This window comes from Lutibacter sp., from assembly GCF_016342705.1.
Taxonomy (GTDB): Bacteria; Bacteroidota; Bacteroidia; order Flavobacteriales; family Flavobacteriaceae; genus Lutibacter.
This window is the reverse complement of record NZ_JAEINV010000009.1, coordinates 54,427-73,516: the sequence shown is the minus strand read 5'-3', so window position 1 is coordinate 73,516 and position 19,090 is coordinate 54,427. Positions and strand designations below refer to the sequence as shown.

General features: G+C 29.8%; 18 protein-coding genes. 10 read left to right on the top strand and 8 right to left on the bottom strand.

Annotation, left to right across the window (positions count from 1 at the left end):
• Positions 1-114: 114 nt before the first annotated feature.
• Together JEY78_RS10005 and JEY78_RS10000 are read right to left on the bottom strand one after the other, a co-directional pair.
• Positions 115-1,572 carry an aminoacyl-histidine dipeptidase gene (locus tag JEY78_RS10005; RefSeq protein ID WP_291850394.1) on the bottom strand — a complete coding sequence of 486 codons (1,458 nt, stop codon included), beginning with the start codon at positions 1,570-1,572 and terminating at the stop codon, positions 115-117.
• Between the two features lie 32 nt (positions 1,573-1,604).
• Positions 1,605-2,237: an NAD(P)H-dependent oxidoreductase gene (locus JEY78_RS10000; RefSeq protein ID WP_291850391.1), complete on the bottom strand. Its 633-nt coding sequence runs from the start codon at positions 2,235-2,237 to the stop codon at positions 1,605-1,607.
• A 114-nt stretch (positions 2,238-2,351) separates the two neighbouring features.
• Here JEY78_RS10000 and JEY78_RS09995 point away from each other — a divergent pair, with 114 nt between their 5' ends.
• Positions 2,352-3,623 carry a DUF2851 family protein gene (locus JEY78_RS09995; RefSeq protein ID WP_291850388.1) on the top strand — a complete coding sequence of 424 codons (1,272 nt, stop codon included), beginning with the start codon at positions 2,352-2,354 and terminating at the stop codon, positions 3,621-3,623.
• On the opposite strand, the gene JEY78_RS09990 is transcribed toward JEY78_RS09995, so the two are convergent.
• Positions 3,620-4,384 carry an MBL fold metallo-hydrolase gene (locus JEY78_RS09990; protein WP_291850385.1) on the bottom strand — a complete coding sequence of 255 codons (765 nt, stop codon included), beginning with the start codon at positions 4,382-4,384 and terminating at the stop codon, positions 3,620-3,622. The genes JEY78_RS09995 and JEY78_RS09990 overlap by 4 nt on opposite strands.
• 79 nt (positions 4,385-4,463) lie before the next feature.
• Between JEY78_RS09990 and JEY78_RS09985 the strand changes: the two genes are divergently transcribed.
• Complete coding sequence (locus tag JEY78_RS09985) at positions 4,464-5,960, top strand: YfcC family protein (protein WP_291850382.1); 1,497 nt, start codon at positions 4,464-4,466, stop codon at positions 5,958-5,960.
• On the opposite strand, the gene JEY78_RS09980 is transcribed toward JEY78_RS09985, so the two are convergent.
• The 5 genes from JEY78_RS09980 to JEY78_RS09960 form a co-directional block, all read right to left on the bottom strand.
• On the bottom strand, positions 5,957-6,364 hold the full coding sequence (locus JEY78_RS09980) for a hypothetical protein (protein WP_291850379.1): 408 nt from the start codon (positions 6,362-6,364) through the stop codon (positions 5,957-5,959). The genes JEY78_RS09985 and JEY78_RS09980 overlap by 4 nt on opposite strands.
• A gap of 153 nt (positions 6,365-6,517) precedes the next feature.
• A complete protein-coding gene (locus tag JEY78_RS09975) occupies positions 6,518-8,311 on the bottom strand; it encodes an acyl-CoA dehydrogenase family protein (RefSeq protein WP_291850376.1) in 1,794 nt (597 codons plus the stop codon).
• Positions 8,312-8,339: 28 nt separating this feature from the next.
• Positions 8,340-9,524, bottom strand: coding sequence for an acetyl-CoA C-acyltransferase (locus JEY78_RS09970; RefSeq protein ID WP_291850374.1), 1,185 nt, complete (start codon positions 9,522-9,524; stop codon positions 8,340-8,342).
• A gap of 4 nt (positions 9,525-9,528) precedes the next feature.
• A complete protein-coding gene (locus tag JEY78_RS09965; protein ID WP_291850371.1) occupies positions 9,529-11,928 on the bottom strand; it encodes a 3-hydroxyacyl-CoA dehydrogenase/enoyl-CoA hydratase family protein in 2,400 nt (799 codons plus the stop codon).
• Between the two features lie 11 nt (positions 11,929-11,939).
• On the bottom strand, positions 11,940-12,395 hold the full coding sequence (locus JEY78_RS09960; RefSeq protein ID WP_291850368.1) for a MarR family transcriptional regulator: 456 nt from the start codon (positions 12,393-12,395) through the stop codon (positions 11,940-11,942).
• Positions 12,396-12,520: 125 nt separating this feature from the next.
• Between JEY78_RS09960 and JEY78_RS09955 the strand changes: the two genes are divergently transcribed.
• The 8 genes from JEY78_RS09955 to JEY78_RS09920 all read left to right on the top strand — a co-directional run bounded on the left by JEY78_RS09955 (position 12,521) and on the right by JEY78_RS09920 (position 19,057).
• Positions 12,521-13,213 (top strand): hypothetical protein, encoded by a 693-nt coding sequence (locus JEY78_RS09955; RefSeq protein ID WP_291850365.1) that lies wholly within the window; start codon positions 12,521-12,523, stop codon positions 13,211-13,213.
• 69 nt (positions 13,214-13,282) lie between these two features.
• Positions 13,283-14,212 (top strand): ABC transporter ATP-binding protein, encoded by a 930-nt coding sequence (locus JEY78_RS09950; protein WP_291850363.1) that lies wholly within the window; start codon positions 13,283-13,285, stop codon positions 14,210-14,212.
• Positions 14,205-15,518, top strand: a complete 1,314-nt coding sequence (locus tag JEY78_RS09945; protein ID WP_291850360.1) for an ABC transporter permease — start codon at positions 14,205-14,207, stop codon at positions 15,516-15,518. The genes JEY78_RS09950 and JEY78_RS09945 overlap by 8 nt, the downstream gene beginning before the upstream one ends.
• Positions 15,519-15,525: 7 nt before the next feature.
• The gene (locus tag JEY78_RS09940) at positions 15,526-16,692 is read left to right on the top strand and encodes a sigma-54 dependent transcriptional regulator (RefSeq protein WP_291850357.1); all 1,167 of its coding nucleotides are present in this window, start codon (positions 15,526-15,528) and stop codon (positions 16,690-16,692) included.
• A 196-nt stretch (positions 16,693-16,888) separates the two neighbouring features.
• Positions 16,889-17,530, top strand: a complete 642-nt coding sequence (locus tag JEY78_RS09935; protein ID WP_291850354.1) for a peroxiredoxin — start codon at positions 16,889-16,891, stop codon at positions 17,528-17,530.
• An 11-nt stretch (positions 17,531-17,541) separates the two neighbouring features.
• Complete coding sequence (locus JEY78_RS09930) at positions 17,542-17,856, top strand: co-chaperone YbbN (RefSeq protein WP_291850350.1); 315 nt, start codon at positions 17,542-17,544, stop codon at positions 17,854-17,856.
• On the top strand, positions 17,837-18,094 hold the full coding sequence (locus JEY78_RS09925) for a hypothetical protein (protein ID WP_090228007.1): 258 nt from the start codon (positions 17,837-17,839) through the stop codon (positions 18,092-18,094). Before JEY78_RS09930 ends, JEY78_RS09925 begins: the two co-directional genes overlap by 20 nt.
• 114 nt (positions 18,095-18,208) lie before the next feature.
• Complete coding sequence (locus JEY78_RS09920; RefSeq protein WP_291850343.1) at positions 18,209-19,057, top strand: PPK2 family polyphosphate kinase; 849 nt, start codon at positions 18,209-18,211, stop codon at positions 19,055-19,057.
• Positions 19,058-19,090: the final 33 nt, after the last annotated feature.

Genomic DNA, 19,090 nt, shown 5'->3' with positions numbered 1-19,090 from the left:
TCAAGTTATTTTTAAGGTGTAAAAATACAATTATTTATGGTTTATAAAAGGGAATAATGTTAACAAAGAAATAAAAAAAAAGAGGTTAAATAATTTCAACCTCTTTTTGTATCGTTATTTTTTAAACGGTATGTTTTCCAGTATGTTAAGTAAAAATTTCCAAAATTTTTGAGCAGATTTTATATGAGCTCTTTCATCTGGAGAATGTGCTCCTTGAATTGTTGGACCGAATGAAATCATATCCATTTCTGGGTAATTTGTTCCTAAAATTCCACATTCTAAACCTGCGTGACAAGCAACAACATTTGCTTTGCTTTCAAAAAGTTTTTCATAGGTTTCACTTAAAACTTTTAAAATAGGCGAGTTTACATTTGGTTTCCAACCTGGATATGAGCCAGATAAAGTTACTTTAAATCCGCTTAATTCAAAAGTAGCTTTTAAAGTATTAGCTAAATCAAATTTTGAGCTTTCAACAGAAGAACGGGTTAAGCATAAAATTTTAATTAATTCATCTTTTACAATTACACGAGCAATATTATTAGAAGTTTCAACTAAGCCGTCCATATCATTACTCATTCTATATACACCATTGTGTAAGGCATATAAAGTTTTTATTAGCGTATTTTGACTAATGGAAGTCATTACTTTTTTAGGAACTGCAGTTAAAGTAAATGTTATTTCTAGGTTTGGATCAACTGTTTTAAACTCAGTTTTAATTTCTTTAGCAATTTTATTAATTGTTTTTAAAAATTGATCTTTATATAATTCTTTTACTGATACAAGTGCAAAACTTTCTCTAGGAATAGCATTTCGTAAGCTTCCTCCATTTATTTCAGAAACTCTAACAAATTCTTGAGATCCAAATAAAAGTCGGTTCATAATTTTATTAGCATTCCCTAATCCTTTATGAATATCCATTCCAGAATGTCCACCATTTAAACCTGTAACAGAAATATTAAAACCAACACTGTTACTTGGTGAATTTACTGCATTATAAGGGTTTTGAGCAGTAATATCTATACCTCCAGCACAACCAATATCAATTTCGTCATCTTCCTCAGTATCTAAATTTAATAATATTTCACCGTTTAAATAACCACCTTGTAATCCCATTGCACCAGTCATTCCAGTTTCCTCATCAATAGTAAATAATGCTTCAATAGCTGGATGTTGAATAGACTTAGATTCTAGAACACTCATTATTGCAGCAACGCCTAAACCATTATCCGCTCCTAAAGTTGTTCCATCTGCTTTTACCCATTCACCATCAATTATCATTTTAATTCCTTCTGTATCAAAATCAAAATTTGTACTGGAATTTTTTTGATGTACCATATCTAAATGCGATTGCAGTACAACTGTTTTTCTGCCTTCCATTCCTTTTGATGCTGGTTTTTTTATAATTACATTTCCAACAGGATCAATAACAGTTTCAAGGTTTAATTTTTTTCCGAAGTCAGCTATAAATTGAATAACTTTTTCTTCTTTTTTAGAGCCTCTTGGCACTTCATTTAAATTGGCAAAATTATTCCAAAGTTCTTTCGGTTCAAGGGTTCTTATTGCTTTACTCATAATTAGTTTTGATATTTTTTGGTTTGTATTTTTTATGAAATGCCAATAATCATTTCATTCAGTGGTTTTCTTACTTTTTTTAGTGTACTCATTATATCATCGTCGGCTCTAATTCCAACCGGCAATAATAAAACGGATGATAAATTTAAGGCTTTTAAATTTAAAAGTTGATCAACTTTTTCTGGAATAAAACCTTCAAGCGGACAAGCATCTATTTTTTCAACAGCACAAACGGTCATTAAATTTCCTAATGCAATATAAGTTTGGTAAATAGCTGATAATTTTTTCTCTTCAGCTGTCTTGTTATCATACATTTCAATTAATTGCTTTCTAAAATTGGCAATTGTAGCTTCTTCAACATTTCTTATTTTTTTTTCTAAATCAAAATAAGCATTTATATCATTTGTTGTGGTGTCATTTTCAATACAAATAACCAATAGGTGAGATGCATCTGCTACTTGACGCTGAAAGTATGCCAACTCAATAAACTTTTCTTGTAATTCTTTATTCTCGATTACAATTAATTTTATTGGTTGTAACCCAAAAGATGTTGGTGTTAAATTAAAAGCGTTTTTTAAAGTATCAATTTGTTGATTTGATAGTTTTTTTGCAGGATTGAACTTTTTTGTTGCATATCTCCATTCTAAACTATTAATTACATTCATTATCTATAATTTAATACTACAAAATTACTCCAAATTTATTGAAAATTAGGTAACATTTGAATTCAATTTTTAAATTTGAGAGTTAATTTTTATATTTATACGTTTTAAAATGCTATGAAAGAAAATTTACTTCATTTTATATGGAAACTTAAATTGTTTTCATTTAATAATTTACAATCGTGTTCTGGTGAACCTATTCAAATTAATTCTGTAGGAATTGAAAATTTCAATGCTGGACCTGATTTTTTAAATGCTAAAATTGAAATTAACGGTCAACTTTGGGCTGGAAATGTTGAAATTCATTTAAATTCATCGGACTGGTATCATCATCAACACGAAATAGATGAAAATTATGATTCGGTAATTTTACACGTTGTTTGGACTCATGATATTGATGTTTTTAGAAAAGATAACAAACCAATTTCTACACTGGAATTAAAGAATTATGTTTCGGCTGAATTGTTAGTGAATTATCAAGAACTTTTTGATAAAAGGAAACATTGGATTAATTGTGAAAACTCCATTAGTACAATTGATTCTTTTACACTTAAAAATTGGATTGAACGTTTGTATTTTGAACGTTTGGAGCAAAAAGCTACTTATTTTCAAGAAGTTTTAAATAAAACAAATAATAATTGGGAAGCTACTTTATTTGTGTTATTAGCCAAAAACTTTGGATTAAAAATTAATGCTGAAGCATTTTTAAATACGGCTTTATCTTTTGATTTTTCAACTTTAAGGAAAGTTGCACACAACCAACAACAAGTAGAAGCTTTATTGTTAGGACAAGCCGGAATGTTGTTTGAAGTTGTTGAAAATGAATATTTTAAGCAGTTGAAGAATTCCTATAATTATTTAAAAGTGAAATTTAAATTAGTTTCAATTTCAAAAAATGAAATTCATTTTTTTAGGTTACGTCCAAATAATTTTCCTACTATTAGATTGTCGCAGCTTGCTTCTTTATATCATAAAAGTCAAAATATTTTTTCAGAAATTATTGAAATTGAACAATTAGAGGATTTTTACAAAGTATTTAATGTTTCAACTTCCGATTTTTGGAAAACGCATTATACGTTTCAGAAAGAATCTAAAAAAAGTTCAAAAAAACTCACAAAATCATTTATTGATTTATTACTAATTAATACCGTAATACCTTTAAAATTTATGTATTTAAAAAGTATGGGAGCAACAGATTATTCTTCGGTAATTTCAATAATTGAACAACTAAAACCTGAAAACAATACCATAATTTCAAAATTTGAAGATTTAAAAATTGAAAGTAATAATGCCTTTGAAACTCAAGCATTACTGCAACTTAAAAATGAATATTGTAGTAAACAATTATGCTTGCAATGTGCAATTGGCAAAGAACTGTTGAAATCCTAATTTTTAGGATACCAATCTCTTAATCGAACATCAATAGTGTTGTTTTTAGAATTTACTAAATTTTTAAATGCTTCAACATCACTTAAACCTTCTGTTCCTCTATAATGATATGGATATACAATTTTAGGTTGAAACTCTAAAACAGCACTTGCAGCTTGTTCAATGGTCATTGTATATGGCAAATTCATACAAATAAAAGCAATATCAATATTTTGAAGAGTTCTCATTTCAGGAATATCTTCTGTATCTCCAGAAATGTAAATTTGTAAATTATCAATAGTTAAAATATAACCATTTCCTCTTCCTTTCGGATGCTTTTTACTTGGCGGGTTTTCAGGTAAATTATACATTGGCATCGCTTTTATAAAAAAATCTAAACGGTGAACTCCTTGTCCGTTTTCTAAAACTGTGATGTTAGATTTATATTTTGCTGAAATTTGATTGGCTACTGCCTTAGGAGCAATAAAAATGGCTTTTGAAGTATTTATAGAATCCAATGTTTTTTCATCTAAATGGTCTCCATGAATATCTGTAATTAAAACAATATCAGGCGATTTTAAATTTTTGTAGGCATTAAAACCTCCATACGGATCAACATAAATTGTTTTATTGTTATATGTTAAAACAAGGCTTCCGTGCAATATTGGTTGTATTTTTAAAACGCCGTTTGCCGTTTTTATTTCATCAAATGTTAAATTTTGTGAAAAACCTATTGTGCTAAAAAAAAGTAAAAGGAATCCTGAAATTATTTTTGTATTCATAATTATTATTTAAAAAAAAGTGTTGTTAAATATACTATTAATTTAATTACTGCTATTTTTGTGCCACATTTTTTTTAATATGAAAATAGCTATAAAATTCCCTTCACCATATTCTGTTTTAATAATAGCAATTATATTAAGCGCTGTTGCTACGTGGTTACTTCCGGCAGGAAAATACAGTACATTATTGTATGAAAAATCATCAAATGAATTTATAATTAGCTCATTTGAAAATCAGGAACGATTTACGGCTACACAAAAATTATTAGATGAAAATAAGATTGTTATTTCTTTAGATAAATTTAAGGAAGGAAAAATTAAAAAACCAATTTCAATTCCCGGAACTTATAAAAATGTGGAAGCTAAACCTCAAGGTTTTTTTGAAATTTTGTTTGCTCCAATTAAAGGAATTTATGAAGCAATTGATATTATTTTATTTGTTTTAATTATTGGTGGTTTTATTGGAGTATTTAATAGTACTGGAGCTTTTAATGATGGTGTTGGTTTTTTAGCTCATAGATTAAAAGGAAGAGAAAGTATTTTAATTATAATAGTAACAACATTAATTGCTGTTGGTGGAACCACCTTTGGTTTGGCAGAAGAAACATTGGCTTTTTATCCAATATTGGTTCCAGTTTTTTTAGCTGCGGGTTACGATCTCATAGTCCCTGTTGCGGTTATTTATATAGGTTCAGCAATTGGAACAATGGCTTCAACTGTGAACCCGTTTTCAACAATTATTGCGTCAGATGCTGCTGGTGTAAATTGGACAGTTGGTATTTATAGTAGGTTAGCAATGTTAGCTTTGGGCTTAACAGTTTGTATTTGGTATATTATGCGCTATGCAAATAAAATTAAAAAAGACCCTACAAAATCATTATTATATAACACAAAACTTGAAAATCCTTTTGCCTCAAATTTAGAGGTATCTCCAAAATCAAAATTAAGTTTTGTAACCAAAGGTTTACTGAGTTTGTTTGCATTAACTTTTGTAGTAATGATTTATGGAGTTTCCGTATTAGGATGGTGGTTTCAGGAAATGACAGCTTTATTTTTAGTTGCAGCTATTTTAATTGCAATATTACAACGAATAGGAGAGCAAAATTTTATTAAAGAATTTATAAACGGAGCAAAAGATTTATTAGGTGTATCATTTATTATAGGTATTGCCAGAGGTGTAACTTTTGTGCTAAATGAAGGTCAAATTTCAGATACAATATTATTTTATGCAACCAATTTAGTAGATGGAATGCCACCAACAATATTTTTACCAATTTTAATGTTGGTATTTTTTGTTTTAACCTTATTTATTTCATCATCCTCAGGTTTAGCAGTTGTTACAATGCCTATTATGAGTTCTTTAGCGCCAGTTGTTGGAGTTCCTCCAGAAGAAATTGTAAACACGTATTTATTCGGGATGGGATTAATGAGTTTTATAACCCCAACAGGTTTAATATTACCATCTTTAGCAATGGTAAATGTAAATTACAATATTTGGCTAAAATTTATTTGGCCATTGTTGGTAATTTTAGGTGTTTTAGCGTTTATAATTTTATGGGGAGGATTATTATTTTAAATTTTATAATAATCTTTTACCCAAGCAATCATTTGGTTTTCAGTTAATTGTTCGGATTTAAAAACACCTAAAAGTTTTGGTGCTAACAACATATTATTTTTGATTTCTTTTTTTAATATTTTTTTCATTTTTGAAGGCCCAAATATTACAAAAGAATCACAATTACTTATTTCTTTCAATAATTTTTTGATATATTCATTGGTCTGAAGCAACTGTTTGTTTTCTTTGTTCTTTTCATAGGTAATATATTGTCCACCAAATCGGCCAAATTTTTTAGATTCACCCTCAACTCTTTCTCTAAATTCAATATTAGATTCAATAGTTTTAATAGTGTGCTTGTCGTTTGATAATTTAATAATGAAGGCTTGTTTAGAGTCTATCCATATTCCAATGTTTTTTTTCATAATTGAAGAATTTTAAATTAATGAAAGAAAGGGGCCATAAGTTTGATTGGATGATAGTATAAAGTTACAAAAAAAATGAAGTAAAAAAGAAAAGCTGTAACTTTTTTTGTTACAGCTTTTACTATTAATTAAATTGATTGAATTTGAAATTATTTAAAAACAATATTTATTTTCAGCAATAACCTTTGCTGCAATTGTTTTTCTTAATGCAATAACATTTGGATTGTTAGTGTATTTTGTAAATCGTTTTAATCCCATTAACAACATGCGTTGTTCATCTCCTTCTGAAAAATAAACGATAGCTTCTCTTCCCATTGTTGCAGATTTTTCAACCGCATTAAATAAGTTTAATTTTGCCATAGCTATTTGACATTCAGCAGCTGTTTCCGATGTAAATTTAGCAACTTTTTCAGCTTTTAAAATAGCAGATTCTGCCATATAAACTTCAATCATAATTTCAGCAGCAGCTAAAACTAGTTGTTGATGATTTTCTAAATCCATTCCATATGTTTGAACTGCTTTTCCAGAAATCATTAAAAACGCTTTCTTTAATTTGGCTATCATTTCTTTTTCTTCAGAAAACAAAACAGCATAATCTGGAGTGTCAAATGAAGGAATTCCGAGTAGGCTATTTCCAACTTCCATTGCAGGAGTTAATAAGTCTATTTCTCCTTTCATTGCTTTTTTAAGCAACATACCCACAGTTAAAAGTCTATTTATTTCATTGGTTCCTTCGTAAATTCTAGTAATTCTAGCATCTCTCCAAGCACTTTCCATAGGTGTGTCTTTTGAGAATCCCATACCTCCAAAAATTTGAATTCCTTCATCAGAAACAAACTGTGAAACTTCTGATCCATATACTTTTAAAATAGCACATTCAATGGCATATTCCTGAAACGCAGCTAATTCTGCATCTTGATGTGATTTTCCATCTGCCAATAACGCATCAATCATATTTTGAATATTCTTTGCAGCTCTGTAGCAACCAGCATCTAAAGTGAAAGTTTTAGCACTCATATCTGCATATTTCTTTTGAATTGCGCCAAAATTAGAAATTGCGGTTTGAAATTGCTTGCGTTCATTTCCGTAATTTACGGACTCTGTAATAATTCTTCTACTAGCATCTAAACAAGCAACGCCTAACTTTATACGACCTACATTTAAAGAGTTCATGGCAATTTTAAATCCTTTTCCTCTTTCAGAAAGCATATTTTCAATAGGTAGAATTGTATCATTAAAAAAGACCTGACGTGTTGATGAAGAGGTAATTCCTAATTTTTTTTCTTCTTCACCTAAAGTTACACCGTTTGGATTATTTTTATCAAAATCCATGATAAAAGCAGTAATGTTTTTATCATCTTCTATACGTGCAAAAACAATAAAGATTTCAGCAAAACCTGCGTTTGAAATCCACATTTTTTGACCGTTAATTTTATAATGTTTACCATCTGCAGTTAATTCAGCAGTAGTTTTTCCTGAATTGGCATCACTTCCTGCACCTGGTTCAGTTAAACAATACGCACCAAATTTTTGACCTGATGTTAATAATGGCAAATATTTTTGTTTTTGTTCTTCTGTTCCATATAAAAATATTGGCATAGTTCCAATTCCAGTATGAGCTCCAAAAGCTGTTGCCAAAGATCCTGTTGCAGATGAAATATAATCAGTTACTAACATTGTTGAAACAAATCCCATCCCAATTCCACCATATTCTTCTGGAATTGAAACACCTAAAAAGCCCATTTCTCCTGCTTTACGCATTACCTCTTCAGTAAGTGCATAATCTTTGTTTTCAAATCGTTCTTTAAGAGGCCAAACTTCACGGTCTATAAATTCAATAACCGCTTCTTTCATCATTTTTTGTTCTTCATTAAATTCTTCCGATACAAATATGTCTTCTGCTTTAATTTCTTTAATTAGGAATTCTCCTCCTTTAATTGTTGCCATTATATAGATAGGTTTAGATTTTAGTATTTTATTTTAATAATTCGAAAACGCCTGCAGCACCTTGTCCGGTTCCAACACACATAGTTACAATGCCGTATTTGTTTTTTCTACGACGCATTTCATTAAATAATTGTACGGAAAGTTTTGCTCCTGTACAGCCAAGTGGATGTCCTAAAGCAATTGCTCCACCATTCACATTTACAATATCTTGATTGATGTTTAGCTCTCTCATTACGGCCAATGATTGTGATGCAAAAGCTTCATTTAATTCAATTAAATTAATATCATTTAAGGTAATATTGGCTTGCTTTAATGCTTTTGGAATTGCTTTAACAGGGCCAATTCCCATAATACGTGGCTCAACACCAACAGCAGCAAAAGAAACCATACGAGCAATTGGCTCAATATTTAATTCCTTCACCATTTCTTCACTCATAACCAATAAAAATGCAGCTCCGTCACTCATTTGAGAAGAGTTACCTGCAGTTACACTTCCATCTAAAGCAAACACTGGGCGAAGTTTAGCTAAAGCTTCTATTGAAGTTCCTTTACGTGGGCCTTCATCTTCAGAAACTGTGTAATTTTTAGTTTGTTTTTTTCCGTTTTCATCTAAGAAAATATTTTCAACAGAAATTGGAACAATATCATCATTAAATTTTCCTTCGGCTTGTGCATTTAAAGCTTTCATATGAGATTTAAAAGAAAACTCATCTTGATCTTCACGTGAAACTTTAAATTGTTTTGCAACGGCTTCAGCTGTTAATCCCATTCCCCAATAATAATCTTCATGCCCTTCTTTAGCAGATTTATAATTAGGAACTGGACGATATCCGCCCATTGGAATATAACTCATACTTTCAACACCACCTGCAATTATGCAATCTGCCATTCCAGATTGAATTTTAGCAACGGCGATACTTACAGTTTCTAACCCTGATGCGCAATATCTGTTTACAGTCATTCCTGGAACATCATCAATTTTTAATCCCATTAACGAAATTAAACGTCCCATATTTAAACCTTGCTCAGCTTCTGGCATTGCATTTCCTACAATTACGTCGTCAATTCTGTGTTTGTCTAATTGAGGAAAATCTTTTAATAAATGTTCAATTGTTTCCGCAGCTAATTCATCGGGTCTTTTAAACCTAAATACTCCTTTTGGAGCTTTCCCAACCGCTGTTCTATATCCTTGTACTATATATGCTGTTTTCATTTTTTTAGTTTCTTAAAGGTTTACCAGTTTTTAACATATGCTCAATACGTTCTAACGTTTTTCTTTCGGTCATTAAACTCATAAAGGCTTCACGTTCAATATCTAATAGGTATTGTTCTGATACGTAAGTAGGTTCAGATAAATCTCCACCCGCCATTACATAACCTAATTTATTAGCAATTTTTTTATCGTGTTCTGATGCATAATGCCCTTTTTGTAAACTATCAGTTCCAACTAAAAACATTCCTAAAGCTTGTTGACCATACACTAAAACTTTTTTAGGAGTTGGTTGTGTATATCCATCTTCTAACATTTGAATAGCGTGACGTTTTGCTGTGGCAATTTGTCTGTCTTTATTAACAACTACAATATCTTTATGTTCCTTAAAGAATCCTAAATCGTAAGCTTCGTGTGCAGAAGTTGCAACTTTGGCCATTGCTACATTGATAAAATAATCTCTCAATTTATTTAACTTGACGTCATCTTTTAATAAACCTTCGGAAGCTCTTAAAGCCATTTCTTTTGAACCAGCTCCACCAGGAATAATTCCAACACCAAATTCAACTAAACCAATATAGGTTTCAGCAGCAGCAATTACTTTATCTGCATGCATACTCATTTCACAAGCACCACCAAATGTATAACCATGAGGAACAATAATTGTTGGGCAAGATGAATAACGCAATCGCATTACCGTATCTTGAAAATATTTTACTGAGAAATTAAGCTCGTCATATTCTTGTTCAACAGCCATCATAAATGCCATTGCTAAATTGGCTCCAACAGAGAAGTTGGCAGCTTGATTTCCAATGATAACTGCATCATATTCTGTCTCAGCTAAATCAATTCCTTTATTAATAGCCTGTAAAACTTCGCCACCTAAAGTGTTCATTTTAGATTGGAATTCTACATTTAAAACTCCATTACCTAAATGTTGAATAGAAGCTCCTGCATTAGACCAGATTGTTTTAGCTTCACGTATATTATCAAGAATGATAAAACTATCTTGACCGGGAATTTTTTCTTGTTTTTTTGATGGAATATCATAAAAATATTTAGCTCCATCTTTTACAGAATAAAAAGATTTATTTCCACTAGCAATCATTTCTGTTACCCAAGTAGCAATAGGAATATTTTCAGCCTGCATTAATTCTATTCCTTTTTCAACGCCTATTGCATCCCAAATTTGGAAAGGACCGTGTTCCCAACCAAAACCAGCTTTCATAGCATCATCTAATCTATATAATTCATCTGATATTTCAGGGATTCTATTTTGTACATAGCCAAACATAGCAGTAAAATTCTTTCTATAAAATTCTCCAGCTTTATCTTTTCCTTTTATTAAAACTTTAAAACGATCAATAACCTTATCAATGGTTTTAGTCATTTCTAAAGTAGCAAATTTGGCTCTTTTATTCGGGCGATATTCTAATGTGTCTAAATCTAATGAAAGTATATTTTTCTTACCATCTTCAACAACCATTTTGTAAAACCCTTGTTTGGTTTTACTTCCCAGCCATTTATTTTCCATCATTTTATCAATGAAAGTTGGCAATTTAAAAAGCTCGTGAGCTTCATCATTTGGGCAATTTTCATAAATACCATTGGCAACGTGAACTAATGTATCTAATCCAACAACATCAACAGTTCTGAAAGTTGCAGATTTAGGGCGACCAATAACTGGACCAGTTAATTTATCAACTTCTTCAACCGTTAAACCTAATTCTTTAACTTGGTGGAATAAACTCATTATTCCAAAAATTCCAACTCGATTTCCAATAAAAGCGGGTGTGTCTTTTGCTAAAACCGATGTTTTTCCCAAGAATTTTTCACCATACATCATTAAAAAGTCGGTAATTTCCTGTTTGCAGTTTGGACCTGGAACAACTTCAAATAATTTTAAATAACGTGGCGGATTAAAAAAGTGAGTTACTGCAAAATGCTGTTGAAAATCTTCGCTTCTTCCTTCATTCATATAAGCAATTGGAATTCCAGAAGTGTTAGAAGTAATTAAAGTACCTGGTTTTCTATGTTTTTCAATTTTTTCAAAAACCGATTTTTTAATATCTAAACGTTCAATAACAACTTCAATAATCCAATCTACATCTTTTACTTTGTGTAAATCGTCCTCTAAATTTCCTGTTGAAATTCTTTCAGCAAATTTTTGATTGTAAATAGGTGAGGGCTTAGATTTTAATGATGCTGTTAAGCTTTCATTCACCAATCTGTTTCTCACTGCTTTGTTTTCAAGTGTTAATCCTTTAGCTTTTTCTACTTCATTTAATTCACGAGGAATTATATCTAATAGTAAAACTTCAACACCAATGTTTGCAAAATGACAAGCAATTCCTGATCCCATGATTCCGGAACCAATGACAGCTACTTTTTTTATTGGTCTTTTCATTATTTTGATTTTTATATAGTTGGTTTTGTTTCTAAAAAAATAGCTTTGTTAGCTATTAAATTGTTTATTGTTTCAGTAACTTCAAAAAAGCACTTTATTTTTTCTTCTGAAATATTTTTCCGAACAGTTTCATTAAATAATATTACATGCTCTTTTGAAGTTTTTCTTTTTTCAAGTCCAAAAGGGGTTAATTTTATTAAAACGCTTCTACCGTCATCGGGGTTTTTTTCTCTATAAATTGCACCCTTTTCTTCCATACTTTTTAAAATACGAGAAAGGCTTGTAGGCTCCATACCCATTGAAGGCCCCAACGAAGTAGATGGTGTTCCTTTTTCTTTATCTATATTAAGCAAAACAAATGCCATTGCCATAGAACTATCGTATTTTATAGCCTGTTCATTGTACATTTTTGCTACAGTTTGCCAAGTTGCTCTTAGAACATGGTCAATAGTTTTTTCTTTTTGCATTTACCAAATATATAAAAAAATACTATGCACGCATAATAAATTTCAAAAAAATACTTTTTCAGGATTGTTTGGTTATTATAAAAAAAAGAGATAAGTTTAAATCAGAAATTTAATTGTTTAAAATTATGGCTACAAAAGAACTTATTGGAAAAATTATTATACAGGAAAACATTGATACGGTTAATGAAAATAAAATGCCGAAAACATTTGTTCTTAATGTTCCTGATCCGTATAAAAATTACTATGGTAGATTTACAGAAGTTGAAAAACCAAACTCAATAATATTTGTTACCAAAACGCCAAATTCTTTTGAGAAAATTTTAAGAGTTACCAGAAAAATTAATAAAGAACATCATTTAAAGTTAGATGGTGCTAAGTGTGAAATAACAATTGGCGATAGAAAATTAAATGGTGTGAGGGTAAAAGGAATAAATAGGTATCCTGAAATTTCTACTATTCAAGAATATTATGCTAAAGAAGGTTATGATTTTGCAAAAAGTGAAAAATTTGAAAACAAAGAAGCTTTAATTAGAATTAATAGATTTTTTAGAATAGAAAAATTAGAAAAAGGTATTTATAAATCTAAAAATGATAGTGATGTGTATTATTTAGAGGTACCAAGATATATGAGTTGGGAAGAATTTAAAATGCTAACTTATGAAGTGAAGCATAACGTAACTGACTCTCGCTATGATATTGCAAAAGGTATTTTTTACACCAAAGGAGGTATTGTTGAAATGCTAAGGATTGTAAAACCAAAAGCTACTGTTGAGTTGTTAAAAACAATTCAAAGCAAGTACATAGAAAGACTTCATTAATTTTATTAAAAACTTAACTTAATTCTAATAAAATAAATTTATTTTCGTTGACGAAATAAAATTTATAACATGGGAAATATTTTAACGGTTGAAAATGTTTGTAAAACTTACGGAAATTTTACGGCATTAAACAACGTTTCAATTTCAGTTCCAAAAGGAAGTGTATTTGGATTATTAGGTCCAAATGGAGCTGGAAAAACTTCGTTAATTAGAATTATAAATCAAATAACTTTACCAGATTCTGGCACCATTTTATTAGATGGTGAAGTTTTGCAACCACATCACGTGCATCAAATTGGTTACTTGCCAGAAGAAAGAGGTTTATACAAAAGTATGAAGGTTGGGGAGCAAGCTTTGTATTTAGCACAATTAAAAGGTTTGTCTGAAGCTGAAGCCAAGAAAAAACTTAAATATTGGTTTGAAAAATTTGGTATTTCAGATTGGTGGAACAAAAAAATTCAAGAACTTTCTAAAGGAATGGCGCAAAAAGTACAATTTATTGTGACTGTTTTGCACAGTCCAAAATTGTTAATTTTTGATGAGCCTTTTAGTGGATTTGATCCCATAAATGCGAACTTAATTAAAGATGAAATTTTACAATTAAGAGATGAAGGAGCAAGTATTATTTTTTCAACGCACAGAATGGAATCTGTAGAAGAATTGTGTGATTATATTGCTTTAATTGATAAGTCTAATAAAATTATTGACGGTAAGTTACACGAAATTAAGCAGCAATTTAAAACCAATGAATTTGAAGTTGGATTAATATCTAATTCAAAAGAAAATTTATTGAGTGAAATTTCTTCACATTTTACAATTAGTACTAATAAAGAAATTTCAATTGATAATGAGTTAAGATTGGTTATTGGATTAAAGGATAACGAAACTTCAAAAGATTTAATTCAATATTTAAATGATAAAGCACAAATCAATCATTTTACTGAAATTATTCCAAGTGCAAATGATATCTTTTTAAAAGCCGTAGCAAACAATGGGTAAATTAAAATTAATAATAAAAAGAGAGTTTTTTGCAAAAGTAAAAAACAAGTCGTTTATAATAATGACCATTTTAAGTCCACTATTAATGGTAGGGCTTTTTTCATTAATTGTATTTCTAAATCAAAAAAACAGTGAAGAGGTAAGGACCATTGCTTACGTTGATGATTCTCAATTATTAGATTCAGTTTTTATAAATACGTCTTCAACAAAATATGTGAATTTAACAGCCTTAGGAATAGATGAAGCCAGAAATGAGGCCGAAAAATCATATTATGGATTGCTGTATATTCCTAAAATTGATAGTTTAAATACTATTTCAACAGGTATTTCATTTTATTCAGAAGATACTCCAAGTTTAAGTTTGTTGGGTGATATTGAAAATAAATTAGAAAAGAAAATTAGAGATTTAAAAATAGAACAATTAAATTTTGATGTTGCTAAAATTAAAGCAACTGAAACAAATGTAGATATTGTTACTGAAAATTTCTCTGGGGAAAAATCTTCTAAAATTGGCAGCGTTTTAAGAATGATAGCTGGTGGAGGTTTCGGATATTTAATTTTTATGTTCATTATAATTTATGGAACTTCTGTAATGCGAAGTGTAATTGAAGAGAAAACTAGTAGAATAATAGAAGTTATTATTTCATCTGTAAAACCATTTCAATTAATGTTGGGTAAAATTTTAGGAAATGCACTAGCCGGCATTTTGCAATTTATTATTTGGATGATTTCCGCAGGACTTTTACTATTTGTTGTAACCTTAATTTTTGGACCAGAAGCTACTAATACTAGCAATACAATGGGACAAATGAATCCTGAGGTGGTGCAACAAATGCAACAATCTTCAGTTACAGATTTACAGGTTGCTTTGGCTGAATTAAAAAATTTACCAATTTTAACCATGTTTTTTTCGTTTATTTTTTACTTTTTAGGAGGTTATTTAATTTATAGTTCTATTTATGCGGCAATAGGCGCGGCTGTTGATAGTGAAACTGATACGCAACAATTTATGATGCCAGTTTTAATGCCTTTAATGATTGCTATTTATGTTGGTTTTTCAGTAATTGAAAATCCACATGGACCAATTGCTTTGGGCTTTTCATTATTTCCACTAACATCTCCAATAGTTATGTTAATGAGAATTCCATTTGGAGTGCCTTGGTGGCAAATAGCGGTTTCTATGGCATTATTATTGGTGACTTTTGTTGGTATTGTTTGGTTTGCAGCAAAAATTTATCGTGTAGGAATTTTAATGTACGGTAAAAAACCAAGCTATAAAGAACTGTACAAATGGTTAAAATATTAAAAACGTTATGAAAAGTAAAATATTAATAATTGAAGATGAAGCTGCTATTCGTAGAGTTTTATCAAAAATAATTTCTGAAGAAAACGAAAACTATATTGTTGAAGAAGCCGAAGATGGGCTTGTTGGTGTAGATATGATTACTAAATCGGATTATGATTTGGTTTTATGTGATATAAAAATGCCGAAAATGGACGGTGTTGAGGTTTTAGAACGCATAAAAGTATTGAAGCCTGAAATTCCGATGGTTATGATTTCTGGTCATGGTGATTTAGATACAGCTGTAAATACAATGCGCTTAGGAGCTTTTGATTATATTTCAAAACCACCAGATTTAAATCGCTTGTTAAATACCGTTAGAAATGCTCTTGATAAAAAAGAATTAGTTGTTGAGAATAAATTACTTAAAAAGAAAGTAAGCAAAAAATATGAGATGATAGGTGAAAGTGAAGCTATTGATCTTATAAAAAACATGATAGAAAAAGTTGCTCCAACAGATGCTAGAGTTTTAATTACTGGACCAAACGGAACAGGAAAAGAATTAGTAGCGCATTGGTTACACGAAAAAAGTGAGCGTACAAAAGCGCCAATGGTTGAGGTGAACTGTGCAGCAATACCTTCAGAATTGATTGAAAGCGAACTATTCGGTCACGTAAAAGGTTCATTTACTGGCGCAAATAAAGATAGAGCAGGTAAATTTGAAGCGGCAAATGGTGGAACTATTTTTTTAGATGAAATTGGAGACATGAGTCTTTCAGCTCAAGCAAAAGTTTTAAGAGCTTTACAAGAAAATAGAATTGCTAGAGTAGGAAGTGATAGAGATATTAAAGTAGATGTTCGTGTAATAGCAGCAACAAATAAAGATTTACAAAAAGAAATTGCTGAAGGAAGATTTAGAGAAGATTTATACCATAGGTTGGCTGTAATTTTAATAAATGTTCCTGCATTAAATGATAGGAGAGATGATATTCCTTTATTAATTGAGTTTTTTACCGATCAAATTGCACAAGAGCAAGGAACTGCTGTAAAAAAATTCTCGAAAGCAGCTGTTAAATTATTGCAAGATTATGATTGGACAGGGAATATTAGAGAATTACGAAACGTAGTTGAGCGATTGATTATATTAGGTGAAAAAGAAGTTTCTGAAAATGATATTAAACTATTTGCAAATAAATAAAAAGTAAAAAAAGGAAGATAAATTTTATCTTCCTTTTTTTTTCACTATAAATAATGAATTACTATGTGAAATTATTTACTATAAATAATTTCTATAATCAAATAAAAAAATCGGATTGAAAATATAGTTTTACAAACGTGATCAATAGTATATTTGCAGTAATAAAAAAAGTAAATAATTTAAAACACTAAAAAATATGGCAACAGCAGTTGGAAAAAAATTCCCAGATTTAAATGTAGATGCAATGAATGAAATGGGTGATACTTTCAAAATTAATATTTTGGAAGAAGCAGTAAATAATAAAAAGAAAGTATTGTTATTTTGGTACCCAAAAGATTTCACATTTGTTTGTCCTACAGAGTTACACGCTTTTCAAGAAGCATTAGGAGAATTTGAAAAAAGAAATACAATTGTTATTGGAGCGTCTTGCGATACACCTGAAGTACATTTTGCTTGGTTAAATACAGCAAAAGACAATGGAGGAATTGAAGGAGTAACTTATCCAATTTTAGCAGATAGTAACAGAAATTTATCTAGCAGATTAGGAATTTTAGATATTGTAAATGAAACTTACAATGAAGAAACTGGTACTGTTGAAGTTGAAGGAGATAACGTAACATACAGAGCTACGTATTTAATTGATGAAGAAGGAACAGTTTTTCACGAAGGAATTAATCATATGCCAGTTGGTAGAAACGTAAAAGAATTTATGCGTTTAATTGATGCTTATGCGCACGTTCAAAGTCACGGAGAAGTTTGTCCAGCAAACTGGGAAGAAGGTAAAGATGCAATGAAAGCTGATAGAAAAGGAACAGCTGATTATTTAGCTTCTCACTAAAATTAAGAACTATGTTTCAAGAATTAGCAGAAGATAATTTAGCACAAATAATACGTGATAACAAAACGGTAGTTGTTCAATATGCGGCTACGTGGTGTGGCAATTGTAGAATAATGAAGCCTAAATTTAAAAAATTGTCATCAGAAAATGAAGATGCGGTTTTTTTAATTGTAGATGCAGAAAAGTTTCCAGAATCTAGAAAAATGGCAACGGTAGATAATTTACCAACATTTGCTACTTTTAAAAGTGGCGCTTTTGTAAATCAAGTACAAACTAATAAATTTGAAGTTTTAAAAGAATTAGTAGATGAAGTTACCAATAATTAAACACCTAACCAACTTTATTGAAGAAAATGATCAAGATTATGTGATAGAGACTATAGAAACTCTAGAAGCGTTAACAGAAGTTTCTTCTTTAAAAGATGAAGAGTTAGATGTAATTGGTGAATTAATTTCTAACTTATATGGCGCCCTTGAAGTTGATAAAATGATAAAAGAAGGAATGCCGCAAAAAGAAGCTTTAAATACTTTTATGAAAAGAGTATTAGGATCAATAGATTCTTAAAAAAAAATTACTACTAAATTAATCATACTACTAATTAAATAAAAAAATCCTGATTGTAAAAGTCAGGATTTTTTTTTGCAATCATTTTTATATATTTATAAAAACAAAACAAAAATGAATCCATATAAAGTAACAACAAAAGTTAATTTAAGCGAAGTTAGTACCAAAGAAATTATTGAAAAAGCTTCGAAAAAACTAAAGAAAAATAGAAAGAAGTTAAGCAAATTACAAGATACTATGTATGCCGAAGGTAAGTATGCTGTGTTAATTTGCTTGCAAGGAATGGATACTTCAGGAAAAGATAGTTTAATACGTGAAGTTTTTAAAGATGTAAATGCGCAAGGTGTTGAAGTACATAGCTTTAAAGTTCCTACGGAAGTAGAATTGAAGCATAATTATTTATGGCGGCACTATTTAGCTTTGCCTGAAAAAGGGAAAATTGGAATTTTTAATAGAACACATTTTGAAAATGTATTGGTAACACGTGTGCATCCAGAGTATGTTTTCAGTGAAAATATTCCAACAGTAAAAAGTATTGAAGATTTGAATGATGATTTTTACAATAATAGAATGAATGAAATCAACAATTTTGAACAACAAATTACCAATAATGGAACTATTGTATTAAAATTCTTTTTAAACCTTTCAAAAGAAGAACAAAAAAATAGATTATTACGTAGATTAAAGTTAAAAGAAAAGAACTGGAAATTTTCACCAGGAGATTTAAAAGAGCGTCAATTATGGGAAAAATACCAGTTTTGTTATCAAGAATTGTTGAACAAAACATCAACAGAAAATGCACCTTGGTTTGTGATTCCTGCCGATGATAAAGACACGGCACGTTTATTAATTTCTGATATAATTATTGAAACACTTGATAACCTGAATTTTAAAGAACCTGAATTACCAGAAAAGTATAAAATGGAAATTGAAAATTATAAAAAGCAACTTGAAAGTGAATAATTGAAAACATCAATTAGTATTGATAAGAAGTTT

Bases quoted from the DNA above. Each gene is read 5' to 3' on its own strand.
- JEY78_RS10005 (WP_291850394.1), bottom strand. From the start codon at position 1,572: ATGAGTAAAGCAATAAGAACCCTTGAACCGAAAGAACTTTGGAATAAT.
- JEY78_RS10000 (WP_291850391.1), bottom strand. From the start codon at position 2,237: ATGAATGTAATTAATAGTTTAGAATGGAGATATGCAACAAAAAAGTTC.
- JEY78_RS09995 (WP_291850388.1), top strand. From the start codon at position 2,352: ATGAAAGAAAATTTACTTCATTTTATATGGAAACTTAAATTGTTTTCA.
- JEY78_RS09990 (WP_291850385.1), bottom strand. From the start codon at position 4,384: ATGAATACAAAAATAATTTCAGGATTCCTTTTACTTTTTTTTAGCACA.
- JEY78_RS09985 (WP_291850382.1), top strand. From the start codon at position 4,464: ATGAAAATAGCTATAAAATTCCCTTCACCATATTCTGTTTTAATAATA.
- JEY78_RS09980 (WP_291850379.1), bottom strand. From the start codon at position 6,364: ATGAAAAAAAACATTGGAATATGGATAGACTCTAAACAAGCCTTCATT.
- JEY78_RS09975 (WP_291850376.1), bottom strand. From the start codon at position 8,311: ATGGCAACAATTAAAGGAGGAGAATTCCTAATTAAAGAAATTAAAGCA.
- JEY78_RS09970 (WP_291850374.1), bottom strand. From the start codon at position 9,524: ATGAAAACAGCATATATAGTACAAGGATATAGAACAGCGGTTGGGAAA.
- JEY78_RS09965 (WP_291850371.1), bottom strand. From the start codon at position 11,928: ATGAAAAGACCAATAAAAAAAGTAGCTGTCATTGGTTCCGGAATCATG.
- JEY78_RS09960 (WP_291850368.1), bottom strand. From the start codon at position 12,395: ATGCAAAAAGAAAAAACTATTGACCATGTTCTAAGAGCAACTTGGCAA.
- JEY78_RS09955 (WP_291850365.1), top strand. From the start codon at position 12,521: ATGGCTACAAAAGAACTTATTGGAAAAATTATTATACAGGAAAACATT.
- JEY78_RS09950 (WP_291850363.1), top strand. From the start codon at position 13,283: ATGGGAAATATTTTAACGGTTGAAAATGTTTGTAAAACTTACGGAAAT.
- JEY78_RS09945 (WP_291850360.1), top strand. From the start codon at position 14,205: ATGGGTAAATTAAAATTAATAATAAAAAGAGAGTTTTTTGCAAAAGTA.
- JEY78_RS09940 (WP_291850357.1), top strand. From the start codon at position 15,526: ATGAAAAGTAAAATATTAATAATTGAAGATGAAGCTGCTATTCGTAGA.
- JEY78_RS09935 (WP_291850354.1), top strand. From the start codon at position 16,889: ATGGCAACAGCAGTTGGAAAAAAATTCCCAGATTTAAATGTAGATGCA.
- JEY78_RS09930 (WP_291850350.1), top strand. From the start codon at position 17,542: ATGTTTCAAGAATTAGCAGAAGATAATTTAGCACAAATAATACGTGAT.
- JEY78_RS09925 (WP_090228007.1), top strand. From the start codon at position 17,837: ATGAAGTTACCAATAATTAAACACCTAACCAACTTTATTGAAGAAAAT.
- JEY78_RS09920 (WP_291850343.1), top strand. From the start codon at position 18,209: ATGAATCCATATAAAGTAACAACAAAAGTTAATTTAAGCGAAGTTAGT.